Here is a 13,062-nt window from a genome sequence, read left to right as displayed (position 1 = left end):
CTTCGGATGGGGGGCGTGTAGATTTCAAGCACGAAGATCGGTTTGATTTCAATCCATAGGTTTTTCAAACATGGATGTCGTCAGCGAAAATTGGCATCGCGAAGATGAATTCGTTACCGAGAAGCTGAATTCATTCGCCGATGCACTCACGCTTCTTCATGACGCGGCGCAATATGCGGCGGATGCGGCATGCTCGCCGTGGGAGTTTGCGATTTCGTTTGCCGAGTTGCAAGAGATTGGAATCCGCATCAATGATGTTCGCTGGTTGGTGTGTCGTCATTGGCTGTTGCATGGCCAGGACCTCAGTTCACCGGGGGACGAGCATCGCATGGTTCGCGAGCTAGCCGGGGTCGTCTTTGATGGCCGATCCTGTTTCACGCTTTCTGACGAAGGCCAACGGTTGGTGTCACGGCAATTGCGATCTTCAAGTGGTGTGCGATCTTCAAGTGGTGTGCATGTGAACCGGAGTGGCGAGACGGCGTCTCCGCTGGCCAACAGCGGTCCGTGTTGGGATGCCGCACGTCATGAATTGCGTTTGGGGACCCAGTTGATCAAACGGTTTCGCTGGCCCGCGCTGAATCAAGAAACGATTTTGACCGCGTTCGAAGAGGATGGTTGGCCGGCAAAAATTGATGATCCTTTGTCTCAAAAGCCCGACCTTGATCCCAAACGCCGGCTCGCTGACGCGATCAAATGTCTCAATCGCAACCAGGAGTCGAGGCTGCTGCGGTTCCGTGGCGACGGGACCGGAGAAGGCGTGTTGTGGGATCGACTCGACTGATGGTCCGTCAGCGGCGTGATTGCGAGTCCCATGTCCTGCCGCCGGCGTTGGGACTGAAGGCCGCGATTGAGGCATCTTGCCCGCGCCCCAATCGGGATCCGTCTACCAGCCCGCTTCACCGACGAGCGGTACGAAGTGTACGAATCCTAATTCTTCGTGCTTGAATTTGTTTTCCGCTTGCCGCGTCACGCGAACCAGTTTTTGAGATCCCTGTTTCTCGCCTACGGGAATGACCAGGCGTCCTCCGAGTTCGAGTTGTTGAAGCAGTGGCGGAGGCACGCTGGGGCCGCACGCCGCGACAATGATGGCGGCGAAAGGGGCGTGCTCGGGTAACCCGAGGGTGCCGTCGGATTGAAAGACGCGGATATTTTCATAACCGAGTCGCTTCAGTCGCTTGCGTGCCGATTCAGCAAGTTTGGGGTGCCGCTCGACGGTCAAAACCTCCTTTGCAATTTTCGACATCACGGCGGCGGCGTATCCAGATCCGGTGCCGATTTCGAGCAATCGCTCGTGCGACGCCAACTGCGAGGCCTCGATCATGTAGGCGACAATCAGTGGTTGCGAGATGGTTTGCCCAAAACCAATGGGCAGCGGGGCGTTGCGATAGGCGAATTCGCGATTCTTTTCGCTGACAAAGTGTTCTCGCGGGACCGACATCATCGCATGCAGGACCGCTTCGTCATGGATGCCAAGTTGTGGCAACTCGTCGCGGATCAATTGTGCTCGCTGATGTTGAAAATCATCGTCGCCCATCACTTGGCCACTCCAATGCTGCGTCTTCGTTCATCATACCGCCGCGGATCTCGGCAAACAAACTGCCGAGATTCTCGTCACGCGGATAAAGCAATTGCCGGTTTTCGGATAGAATGCCGGCTGAATGTGGTCAGGGGGGCGGCATTTTGGCGTGGCAGCGAGACTGATGGCCATTTCGAGCCAATGTGGCGAGATTTTCACCCCCACTGGCACAGCGGATGCTGTGGACCGCTAACGTTTCAATTCAATCCAGTCGGAGACTACCATTGATAGGTTTTAATCGAAGTTCACTTTTCGCGAGCGCATGCTTGTGCGGTATCACCAGCTCGCTGGTTTCGGCAACGCTTCATGCACAACAAACGGTTTCGGCAGCGACATCCGCTGTGTCCGGGATCGACAAATCGCTGTTTAGTGAAAGTGTTTCACCGGGTGAGAACTTTTACAAATATGCCAATCAGAAATGGTTGGAAACGACCCAAATTCCTGGAGACAAGTCGGACTACGGCATCTTCACGATTTTGAATGACCAGACTCGCGAGCAAGTCCGTGAATTGATCGAAGAGTCGGCGGCGAAAAAAAGTAGCAAGGGCTCGGCGGCACAAAAGATCGGCGACTTGTACCGCAGCGTGACGGACATGCAATCGCGGAACGAGGCTGGAATTTCACCGATTGAACCTTTGGTCGCCACCATCGATTCGGCAACATCCAAAGCCGAGCTTGCTAAAGTGCTTGGATCGTTGTCGCGAAACGGTGTCTACGGTCCGTTTGCATCGTTCGTCGGAGTGGATGCGAAAAAAAGTGATCAGTACACCGTGTACGTCACTCAGGCGGGATTGACGCTGCCGGATCGTGATTACTATCTCGAAGACGTACCACGTTACGTCGAGCTTCGCGAGCAATTGAAGGTCTACATTCGTGATCTGCTAAGCCAGTTCGGCGAGGTGAGTGACGCGGATGTCGAAAACGTTTACAAGATTGAACATGCAATCGCCCAGGCTCAGTGGACAAAGACTGAGAATCGAGATCCCGACAAAACCTACAACGCGATGACTGCGGCCGAGTTGGCTAAAAAGTTTGGCAGTTTCGATTGGACGGCTTATGCCAAAGCGACTGGGCTGCAGAAGCAAGACAAGTACGTCGTCCGCCAACCAAGTTACATCGATGCCTTTGCAACTCAGTTTGTCGAGACCGATTTGGCAGCTTGGAAAGCCTACTTGAAATTTCGCTTGCTCGACGCCTACGCCTCGGAATTGACCGAGTCGCTTGAACAGCGTCACTTTGATTTTCATTACACCGCGATCAGCGGGATCACCGAGCAAGAGCCGCTATGGAAACGGGCGGTCAACACGACGAGCAGTGTGTTGGGCGAGCTTGTCGGCCAAGTTTATGTGGAACGGCATTTCAAGCCCGAAGCAAAAGAACGGATGAATGAGTTGGTCGAAAACTTGAAGCAAGCCTTCGCAAAACGGATTGAGTCGCGAGATTGGATGAGTGAAGGAACCAAGAAACAAGCGATCGAGAAGCTGGGGTTGTTCACCACCAAGATCGGCTATCCCGATCAATGGAAAGACTATTCAAAACTGAGTATCGATCCCGATTCGTTGGCGTCCAATATCATCGCATCGGCAAATTTCGAGCACGAGCGGGATTTGCAAAAGTTAGGCGGTCCAATCGATCGCGACGAATGGCACATGACACCGCAAACGATCAACGCCTACTACAACCCGACGATGAACGAGATCGTTTTTCCGGCGGCGATCTTGCAGCCACCGTTTTTCAATATGGCGGCGGACGATGCGGTGAACTACGGCGCGATTGGTGCCGTGATCGGGCACGAATTGAGCCACGGATTTGATGACAAGGGCAGCAAATATGATGGTCATGGCAATCTGCGAATGTGGTGGACCCCGAGCGACCGCGAAGAATTCGAGCGTCGCGCTGCCATCTTGTCAAAACAGTACAGCGAATTCGAGCCGGTCGAAGGCAACTTCGTCAACGGTGACCTGACGCTTGGTGAAAACATCGGCGATCTGGGTGGATTGAGCCTGGCGTACGAGGCTTACCAATTGTCGCTTGACGGCAAAGAGGCACCCGTGATCGATGGCTTGACCGGGGACCAACGTTTCTTTTTGGGATGGTCGCAAATTTGGCGACGTTTGTATCGCGAGCAAGAGTTGTTGAAGCGATTGATTACCGATCCTCACAGCCCGAGCGAGTATCGCGTCAACGGAATCGTCCGCAACATGGATGCTTGGTACAAGGCGTTTGACGTCAAGCCAAGTGATCCGTTGTACCTGCCACCGGAAGAACGCGTCCGCATTTGGTAGGTTCACGAGGCATCGATACCGGATCCAAAGCGATGAGGTTGCGATCGTCACCGTGACGTTCGCGTGGTGGTCGCGGCGGTGACTCAATTCGAGTGCCGCCGCACGGCGTCCCCGCTCTCCTCCCCTGCTTTCTCTCTGCCGCTCTGCTGTCGGCCCGCTGGTCCCGGCTACTTGCACGCCCCATTTCCTTGCGTCAGCACGCTCTCGTTGCTTGCGTCCGCTTGCTCTCGGCGATCGTTGCATTCGCTAGGACCGGAATAACCTGTTTTTTTTCTCAAGCGACACAGGTTGGATTGCTTCGGCAAACTTTCTGTACCCGGCACGTTCTGGCGTAATTTGTACGGTTTAGGCGACCTGTGCCCTAATCGTGGTCTATGTTTGCGTGGGTCATTCGATCGCGAAGGTGCTGCGTCCCCCCCATGGGCATGTAAGGGGTGGCAAGCGTTTCACGTCGCAGGATGGCTGCAAGCAGCATGCTTCGCAACGGAGCCCTGTTTTGGAAACAGGGATGGCAGTCGAAGTCAAAACGAAACAATTGTCTGAGCATTCACCGGGGAACTTCCAGTCATGCGATCTGGTACACAAACAGCTAAACCTGAAGTCAATCGTCAGCATCAGTTCGAAGAGATCAAGCGACGCATTCACGGGAAATTGGTCGACAAACTAGACCTTTCACGCGTTGGCGAGTTGAAGGGCGAAACGCTGACTCGTGAAATCCGACTTGTGGTCGAGCATCTGTGCGATGCCGAAGACACGTTGTTGAACCGTCAGGAACGCGATCGTATCATTGACGAAGTGCTCGATGAAGTGCTCGGACTTGGCCCGCTCGAATTGATTTTGAAGGACCCCAAGGTCAGCGATATTCTGATCAACGGTCCCAAAAATATTTACGTCGAAAAAGGCGGCCGGATGCAGAAGACGGACGTCGAGTTCCGTGACGGCAAACACTTGCTGCAAATCATCGACCGCATCGTCAGCAAAGTGGGACGCCGCGTCGACGAAACCTGTCCGATGGTGGATGCTCGTTTGGAAGACGGTTCGCGTGTCAATGCGATCATTCCTCCGCTTGCACTCGATGGAGCGGCGGTTTCGATTCGTCGTTTCGGTAGCAACCCGCTGAAACTCGAAGACCTGCTGAACTACAAAGCCTTCACCCCCGAGATGGTGATGTTGTTAGAAGGCTGTATCAAGGCACGTTTGAATATGATCATTGCCGGTGGTACCGGTTCTGGTAAAACGACGCTGCTGAATACGCTTTCCTCGTTCATTGGTCACGAAGACCGGATCGTAACCATCGAAGACGCGGCGGAATTGCAGTTGCAACAAGACCATGTCGTGCGATTGGAAACACGTCCGCCGAACATCGAAGGTACCGGGGCGGTGACCGCGACCGACTTGGTCAAAAACGCGCTGCGTATGCGTCCTGAGCGAATCATCATCGGCGAATGTCGTGGTGGTGAGACGTTGGACATGTTGCAAGCGATGAACACCGGTCATGATGGATCGTTAACCACGATTCACGCCAATACCCCTCGTGACGCCATCGCCCGTTTGGAAACGTTGGTCATGATGGCCGGGTTTGATTTGCCGGTCAAAGCGATTCGCCAACAAATTTCTGGTGCAGTCGACGTGTTGATTCAAGCCAACCGTTTGCAAGGTGGACCGCGTCGCGTGACCGCAATCACCGAAGTCGTCGGGATGGAACAAGACACGATCGTATTGCAAGACATTTATCGTTATGTCCAAAAGGGCGTCGACGAAGACGGCAAGGCATTTGGACACTTCGAATGCACCGGAGTCCGGCCATCGTTCATGGATAAATTGGAGTCGTCCGGCGTGCGTTTGCCCGCCAGCGCATTCCGCGAACGCGTGATCATGCCCGCCTAGACCCGGCGGCGTTACAGCCCTTTCGAACGTGTCGGTCGCGGGTGCATGCCCGGCCGACATGCAAGGTTACAAAAACACAAAGTAAACCGAGTCACCAAGTGCCCCACCGCGTTGACGCGAACACCGAGGCACGCCTGAACCACTTCCTCGAGAATTAAAGCTTTCCTGTCATGAGCGGAATCGTCATTGTTGTCGCCGTGGGTGTCTTTGTTGCGTCCATCGTCGCATTTGCCATCAACGTTCTGATGCCAAACTCGGACTCGACGTCGGCAGAAGACCGATTGGCTGCAATGGCTTCACGGCGTGGGGCGACCAACAGCCCCGAATCGGATTTCAAGTCGCTGCTACTCAATGGTGGTGAAAATTCGACCAACCCGTTGGCCAAGTTCTTAGAAGAGGTGCCGGGGTTAAACGACTATCTCGAGCAAGCCGACATCAACATGAACGCGATGCAGTTTGCCATGATCTGTTTGGCCACGCTCGTCGGCGGCATCGTGATTACCGTGGTCTCTCCGTTGCCAATCCTATTGGCACCGATCGTGGGTTTGGCATTCATGACGCTGCCGGTTGGTTGGTTGATGTTCAAACGCAAACGACGTCTGAATAAATTCGGCAACCAGATGCCCGAAGCGCTTGAGTTGCTGGGCCGATCACTTCGCGCAGGACACTCGCTGAACGCCGGTTTCGACTTGGTTTCCAAGCAGATGGAAGCCCCGTTGTCGGTCGAGTTCGGTCGGGCGTTTGAAGAGCAAAACTTTGGGATTCCACTCGAAGAAGCCATCGAAGGGATGGCAGCGCGCGTCCCAAACATGGACCTTCGCTTCTTTGCCACGGCGATCATCTTGCAGCGTCAAACCGGGGGCGACTTGGCTGAAATTCTTGACAAGATCAGCCATTTGGTTCGCGAACGTCTGCAGATCCAAGGTCAAATCCAAGCGTTGACCGGAGAAGGCCGAATGAGTGGCGCGGTGCTGTTGGCGTTGCCGCCGGTATTGTTCGGGGTGATGCTGAAATTGAACTACGACTACGTGATGATGTTGTTCACTGACGAATATGGTCAATACATGCTCGGCGGTGCTCTGTTTTCACAATTGTTGGGTGCGTTGATGATCAAGAAAATTATCACGATCAAAGTTTAACCAGGCCCATTGTCACCGCGTTCCCATGACGCGGTGGTTCATCCATTAAATTGACGTCATACCCTCACGAATTATTTATCTCGTCGAACGAGTTCTGCCAGGAACGATCTACCATGAACACATTCACGATACTCGCTTTTGCTTTGGATCCGGTGACGTTGACGTCGATCGCAATCTTTGTTGCGGTCACGGGGGTCGCGTGGGTCGTGCTCGGACGGGTCAGTGGCGACAACAAGCCACGCGCCGAAGCTCGTCTGGATGCGATGCGTAGCACCCGAGGGGCTACGGTCGAGCTGTCTGATATCGACAAGAAACGAGATAAGAACGCCAAGCTTGCCGCGGCGCTTGAAAAAGCCACGTCTCCGCTAAAGGATACCGTGACCGGCAGCGAGGAAGAGATGGGAGCGTTGCGAGTCGAGTTGATGAACGCAGGATTCCGTCGTGATACCGCTCCGGTGGTGTTCAAGGGGATTCAGTTGATCATCGCATGCATCGGTCTGTTTTTCGGCGGTGTGCTGGGGATCTTTACCGACGGATTGACCCAAGGCATGTTGGTGAAATTGCTGGGCGGATTGATCGTCGGCTTCATGCTACCCAAGTTCGTGCTTGGACATTTGGCGAAGAAGCGGAAAGAGAAGATCTTTTTGGGGCTGCCTGACGCATTGGACTTGATGGTCGTTTGTGTCGAAGCCGGGCTTGGGATGGACCAAGCACTGCGGAAGGTTTCCGAAGAGATGAAGAAGAGTCATCGTCACATCGGCGAAGAATTCAACGTCGCCAATCAACAACTGCAATTCGGTAGCCCACGAAGCGAAGTGCTCAGCGCGCTCGGTCAACGAAGCGGCGTGGATGATCTAAAGCAGTTGGCTTCGATCCTGATTCAAGCGGACAAATTTGGTTCGAGCGTGGGGAGCGCCCTGCGTGTCCAAAGCGATGCGATGCGAACCAAACGACGTCAAATCGCCGAAGAAAAGGCGGCTAAGACGGCGGTGAAAATGATTTTCCCACTCGTTTTGTTCATCTTCCCGGGCATTTTCGTGGTCCTTGTCGGGCCTGCCGGCATCAGCATGTATCGCAACATGATCAGCCAATAAGCTTGATCGTCGGCCGATCCGTCGGTGACGGATGGGTTACTGGGGCGTGTGCCCCGGCACGATCAACACAGGATGGGGACTGCGGCGAATGCGGTCTTGGACAAACCCTTGGCCAAAACGATCGTCGGCTTCCAACGGCATGACGAGCAGCATTTTGTGCTTGTCGTTCAGCGGATTCGGGGGCGCGATCTCGCCTGCTTGTGGCGACAAACGGTAGCTCAAGTTCCGCTGCGTTGCAGTTTTAGCCATCGCGGAGTGGATCGATTGATGCGTCTTGGTCAACGCTTCGCTGAACTGTTCTGGTTCAAGCGGCTTTTCGGGGTCGATCGCTTCGAGGATGCTGCGAATGTTCTCGAAATGCTCTTTTTCGATCACCAGATTGAGCGTCACCGTCGCTTTTTCGCTTGCCAAGCCAAACACCCAACCGGCGGCACGTTGTTCCATGTCGCATTCGCTGCCCACGATCATCGATACGGTGTGACAGCACTCATCAAGCGATTGGTCATCGCGTCGAATCACCAGGATCGGTTTAGGGCAGCGGCTGAGCAATACGTCGATCACCGTCCCGGCGCTGTCGGTGCCGACGTGCTGGAACGAGCGGCCAAAGGGACACGGCACGATCACGAGATCCACATCATGGCGATCCAGCGATGCGATAATCTTTTCGTACGCTTCGCCTTCGGTCGAGCTGACGGGGCGGGCTCCGGAAATTTTCTTGCACATGGTTGCGGCCAATTCCGAATCGCCGCTGACGCTGTCACGCGCGTCCAGCACAAGCGTTTCGATGTTGAAGCGTTCACGCAAATAAATCGCCGACGTCAATCCGGTTTCGTCTTGCGGGGAACCATCGAGAACCCACAGGGCACGCGCGGGCACGATCGGGGTGATCGCGGCGGCATGGCCGACTTTGGATCGCTCGAACATTCGCATCGAAGCATCGACTTCGCGATCCAGATCATGTGATTCAGATTCGTTGTTCATTTTCTTTCCATCGATCAATGGGCGAGAGGGGGAAGGTCGGGGATCCAATCCATGTTGTAGGCCAGCATCACGTAGACGATCGCTCCGGCAACTTGAACCAACATGATGCTGCCACCGAGTTTTAGGAACGTTCCCCAGCCGATGTGCACCCCGGCTTCGCGTTTCAGTGCATAGATCGCGATCACGCACGAGATCGAACCAATCGGCGTTCCGTTGCCACCAAGGTTGCAGCAGATGATCAATGTCCACCACAGCGGTTCAGCCGGTACCGTGTCACCGGAAATGTCTTGGACGATTGGGATCAAGGTGGCCGCAACAGGAATGTTGTCGACAATCGAGCTGGCGACGGCGGAAAAAATTCCAAGCAGTGGGACCAGCAATGAAAGCTGGTTGTCGGACAACGCGATCACTTGCTCGGCGACCCAACCAAGAGCCCCGGTTTGCTTGACACAGCCGATGATGACAAACAATCCCATGAAGAACAGGATCACGGTCCAGTTGACTTTGTGAATTGCATCCTCGACCCCCTTGCCCGCAAACAACAACGCAGCGGTCGCACCGACCATGGCGATGAAATCCATCCCCACCCCCATCTGCTGAGCCAACGCAAAACCGACAACGGTCAAAGCCAAAATGGTGGCGCTTCGCAACAAAATCTTACGGTCCTCGACCAATGCCCATGGATCAAACGTATCGATTTGGTCTTGCAGAGCCGCCTTTTGTTCGGCGGATTGTTTCCAGGGCAAGTCGTTGCGAAAAAAGAATCGCAAAAATGCAATCGCGATGAACAGGCTGACCACCGCATAGGGAAGTGAGACTTTCAAAAACTGCATGTACGGAATCCCTGCGGCCGTCCCGATCATGATGTTGGGCAAGCCGCTGGCGAACGTGGCGATCGCGCCGCTGTTGGCACAAATGGCAACACTTAACAGTAATGGTGCAGGCTTGTAATCGAGTGATCGACAAATCACAAGCACCAACGAGCTGAGAATCAGCATGGCCGGGACGATCGTCAGCACCGAGACGAATAGAAAGGTTACCAAGCACAACGTCAGATACAACTTGCCTGCTTGGCCGCCGGTCAGTCGCACGATCCACATGCTGAGAAAGTGGAACAGTCCGCTCTTGCCAACGACATCAACGAGGATCCCGGTGCCAATGATGACGCCGAAGATATTCAAATCTTCTTTTAGAAAATCGTAGATCTTGGGATAGGGAAACAAATCCAACGCGATGCCGAGCACCACCAACACGGCAGCGCCGCACAACGCGGCGACGGTTTTGTGAAACCGCTCGATCGCGACGCCGACGTAAGTCGCCATCATGACGGCCGCGAATAACAACATGATTCCAGCCGATGCGGGTTCGATCGGCGTTTCTTCTACAGCAGCAGCGAGCAAGTCCATTGGATCATTCATCAATGCGGAGCAGGCAGACGGGATACGACGAGCCCCCACAACCTATCACGTCCTGGGTGATCGTCCACCACCGAGTTGCCCCTGTTTTTTTAGCTCGCGGACGATCAGGTCGGCGTTGCGGCGGTTGCTTTTCCAATAAACGTCAAAAATGTCTCCGACCACCGGAATCGCACCGCCCAACAAATCCAACAACGCGTTGAACAACATCTTCCAAAACACCCGCTTTCGCACCCCCAGCCGGAACGCATGCCAAAATAGATACCCATGACTCACCGCAGTCGCGGCGTCGCCGATTCCTGGAATTAGACCGATCAAACTGTCCAAACCGAAGCGAATGTTGGTTCCTGGGATGCGGAATCGATCATCCAACATCGAGGCAAAACGATGCAGTTTTTCCAGGTCGGGATTCTGACTTCGATCGTTGGCGTTGGGCATCAAGGATGGCTGTTAAAAAAGGTTGGCTGTTGACAGTAGATTCAAAAGGGACGCTCAGGTGCGGTAGTAATCGATCCACTGGATTTCAATCTTCGTTTCCTCCGAGAGCAATTTGCCAGGGATCTCCACTCGCATCGCCTCTTTCGTCCGCGAGACACGGATCTTGGCCTTTCGAGCGGGTAAGTTCTGGAATTTGGTTCCCTCGTCGGTCAAAATGAAGTGGTCCATCGCATCGCTGGTTCGCCGAGACCCTTGAATCAGGTTCGATTCACCTCGCAGCGTAAAACCTTCGAGTTCACTGAGCGGGTCTCCGCTGGCGTACTGAAGCAACACCACGATGGTTTGGGGCCATGACGTTTCGGTGGCACTGCGATGCAATTTCAGCTTGCCAATCCCTGTGGAGGACAAGATTTTGACTTGAAGCTGCTCGTCGCTAAGCGTGATCTCGCCACGGTCACCCGGTCGGTGAGGCTTCTCTAGCGTGAGCGAATATCGTTCCACCGCCGATGCATCGTTCGGCAGTCCAAGTGTTTGTAGCCCCAACAGAAGCACCGCGAGGGCAAATCGAGCGTGGATAATTGTCGACATTGCGTTTCAAACCATTTTGTATCGTGGGAAAATTTTCGTTGTCTTCACCGCATTCGTCTTCGCCGTATTTGCCGCCTCCGCTGCCACATCGTCCCGTCGTTCACCGTGCGTTGGGGTGGGCAACGCGAATCATTGCGGGGGCATTTGCAGTGCTGTTCGCGGGCATCATGGTGATGACCGCGTACCAATTGCGGATGATGATTTTGTACGGAGCGGGAGTGTCAGGCCCGGTTCCGCTGGTCATCGCGACCGGTTTTCAATTGACAATCCTAGCCGTGATCATCGCGATGCTGTGGCGGTTAAGCAATCACTTTCTGTATCCTAACACGCATGGGTTTGGCATTTGCGACCGACAAAATGCGGCTCATTTGTTGGCTTACCATGCCAATCTTGATCTGTCCCAAGCATCGCTTCCCGATCCGCTGTACGCCCCGTTGCGGTTACGCGAATTGTTGCTGATCTACACGTTGATGGATCGGCAAGAACACCCTGATCGCTTGTTGGCATTATTGGCAACGATGAAGGCGCATCCGGATCTTCAGGACTATCTCGCAGAGCAAAACAATCCTGCGTCTCAACAGCGGCCTGAGGTTCAAGAGCGGGCCGAGTTTCACGGTCAAGCGGAAACGAATGAACCAGCGCCGCATCGCGGTGCGTCCCAGTCCCCTGCGGGGTGATGGGAAGTGGCGTTTCACGCGTCGGGTCTCAGGGCGACACGGATTTCATCAGGGCGACGCGGGGTGCTGGCCAACCGCGATCTACATTGCGGGCGGCATTTTCAGTGGAACCTTGCAGCGATCGGCAACGATTTCCATGTGGTGCTGAAGATGTCCGGCGGCGATCCAAGCGAGTGCCCGCACCGTGACCGTTTGTTTCTCAGCGACGCCGCTGCGGTCCCAAGCGTTCGGGGTCATTCGCTTCAGTAACGCGAGGTTGGCTTGGCGAAGCGCTCCCAATTCGCTGACGATCTGGTGAAAACTGCCGAGCCCAAAACGGCTGTTGGCGTACAGATTTTCGTCCCATCCGGGCAGTTCCGTCGTGTCGCCTGCCGCAAATCGCATGATGCGATAGCCAAACACACGCTCGGCATTGGTGCAGTGTTCGTAGACTTGGCGAATCGTCCACCCATAGGGCGGATGAACCTTGTCGAGTTGCTCGACGCACAAGCTGCCCGCCAACTCGCAGATCGTAAACAATTGTTTATCCATTGCCTTCAAAACACAGTCACCGCTGACACGCTCGATCAACTCTCGATGGTAGGGCAGCGTCGTTTCAGCGGGCATCGGCCGCCGGCTCGCAATTCGTGTCATGTTAACCGGGGGTAAAAAGAGGGGGGAAGTGAATGGTGGGCCGTCAGCTCGTCGAGCTGTGTTTGCGCTGACCGATCGGCCAATCGCAGTGACTCAAGTTAACTATATCAATGTGAAAATCATACCAAGATATAGATTATTGCTCGATTTGAGGTTTTTGGTTCTCAGGGGGATTTGTGGTTTCTAATATTATCGCGTTTTTTTCCCGGGTCACATGCGGTTGTCGCAGCGGTGCAGTTGGGGACAAGTTCGAAAATGGCGCCGAACTTGCAGTATTTTTATACAAACCTGTGAAAAAGATGGAACTCAATTTATTACGTCAAGGGATAGGATATGTTACAAATGAGAT

The 13,062-nt window shown here is 54.3% G+C and carries 12 protein-coding genes; 6 read left to right on the top strand and 6 right to left on the bottom strand.

Translation table 11 applies throughout. The annotated features are described in order from the left end of the window. The first annotated feature begins 70 nt into the window (after window positions 1-70). Window positions 71-781: a hypothetical protein gene (locus ABEA92_RS26500; RefSeq protein WP_345687996.1), complete on the top strand. Its 711-nt coding sequence runs from the start codon at window positions 71-73 to the stop codon at window positions 779-781. A 102-nt stretch (window positions 782-883) separates the two neighbouring features. On the opposite strand, the gene ABEA92_RS26495 is transcribed toward ABEA92_RS26500, so the two are convergent. Continuing rightward, a complete protein-coding gene (locus ABEA92_RS26495; protein ID WP_345687994.1) occupies window positions 884-1,534 on the bottom strand; it encodes a protein-L-isoaspartate(D-aspartate) O-methyltransferase in 651 nt (216 codons plus the stop codon). 308 nt (window positions 1,535-1,842) lie between these two features. On the opposite strand from ABEA92_RS26495, the gene ABEA92_RS26490 reads away from it, so the two are divergent. The 4 genes from ABEA92_RS26490 (at window position 1,843) to ABEA92_RS26475 (ending at window position 7,981) form a co-directional block, all read left to right on the top strand. Then, entirely contained in the window at window positions 1,843-3,861 is a 2,019-nt protein-coding gene (locus ABEA92_RS26490; RefSeq protein WP_345687992.1) for a M13 family metallopeptidase, read from the top strand. A 567-nt stretch (window positions 3,862-4,428) separates the two neighbouring features. After that, window positions 4,429-5,748: a TadA family conjugal transfer-associated ATPase gene (locus ABEA92_RS26485; protein WP_339938627.1), complete on the top strand. Its 1,320-nt coding sequence runs from the start codon at window positions 4,429-4,431 to the stop codon at window positions 5,746-5,748. Window positions 5,749-5,918: 170 nt separating this feature from the next. Beyond that, window positions 5,919-6,887, top strand: coding sequence for a type II secretion system F family protein (locus ABEA92_RS26480; RefSeq protein ID WP_345687989.1), 969 nt, complete (start codon window positions 5,919-5,921; stop codon window positions 6,885-6,887). Window positions 6,888-7,000: 113 nt separating this feature from the next. Further along, entirely contained in the window at window positions 7,001-7,981 is a 981-nt protein-coding gene (locus ABEA92_RS26475; protein ID WP_345687987.1) for a type II secretion system F family protein, read from the top strand. A 36-nt stretch (window positions 7,982-8,017) separates the two neighbouring features. On the opposite strand, the gene ABEA92_RS26470 is transcribed toward ABEA92_RS26475, so the two are convergent. From ABEA92_RS26470 to ABEA92_RS26455, 4 genes are read right to left on the bottom strand one after another with little or no spacing between them, the layout of a single operon-like run. Next, on the bottom strand, window positions 8,018-8,962 hold the full coding sequence (locus tag ABEA92_RS26470; protein ID WP_345687985.1) for a universal stress protein: 945 nt from the start codon (window positions 8,960-8,962) through the stop codon (window positions 8,018-8,020). Between the two features lie 14 nt (window positions 8,963-8,976). After that, on the bottom strand, window positions 8,977-10,380 hold the full coding sequence (locus tag ABEA92_RS26465) for an ArsB/NhaD family transporter (RefSeq protein WP_345687983.1): 1,404 nt from the start codon (window positions 10,378-10,380) through the stop codon (window positions 8,977-8,979). A gap of 45 nt (window positions 10,381-10,425) precedes the next feature. After that, entirely contained in the window at window positions 10,426-10,815 is a 390-nt protein-coding gene (locus ABEA92_RS26460) for a DUF4112 domain-containing protein (protein WP_345687981.1), read from the bottom strand. A gap of 54 nt (window positions 10,816-10,869) precedes the next feature. After that, the gene (locus ABEA92_RS26455) at window positions 10,870-11,403 is read right to left on the bottom strand and encodes a hypothetical protein (protein WP_345687979.1); all 534 of its coding nucleotides are present in this window, start codon (window positions 11,401-11,403) and stop codon (window positions 10,870-10,872) included. A gap of 38 nt (window positions 11,404-11,441) precedes the next feature. Here ABEA92_RS26455 and ABEA92_RS26450 point away from each other — a divergent pair, with 38 nt between their 5' ends. Beyond that, window positions 11,442-12,080 (top strand): hypothetical protein, encoded by a 639-nt coding sequence (locus ABEA92_RS26450; RefSeq protein WP_345687977.1) that lies wholly within the window; start codon window positions 11,442-11,444, stop codon window positions 12,078-12,080. An 81-nt stretch (window positions 12,081-12,161) separates the two neighbouring features. Here ABEA92_RS26450 and ABEA92_RS26445 read toward each other — a convergent pair whose 3' ends face one another. Then, a complete protein-coding gene (locus tag ABEA92_RS26445; RefSeq protein ID WP_345687975.1) occupies window positions 12,162-12,713 on the bottom strand; it encodes a DinB family protein in 552 nt (183 codons plus the stop codon). Window positions 12,714-13,062 lie beyond the last annotated feature (349 nt).

The sequence above is a fragment of the Novipirellula caenicola genome, from assembly GCF_039545035.1.
Taxonomy (GTDB): domain Bacteria; phylum Planctomycetota; class Planctomycetia; order Pirellulales; family Pirellulaceae; genus Novipirellula; species Novipirellula caenicola.
The sequence above is the reverse complement of the archived record's forward strand: the minus strand, read 5'-3'. Positions and strand labels throughout refer to the sequence as shown.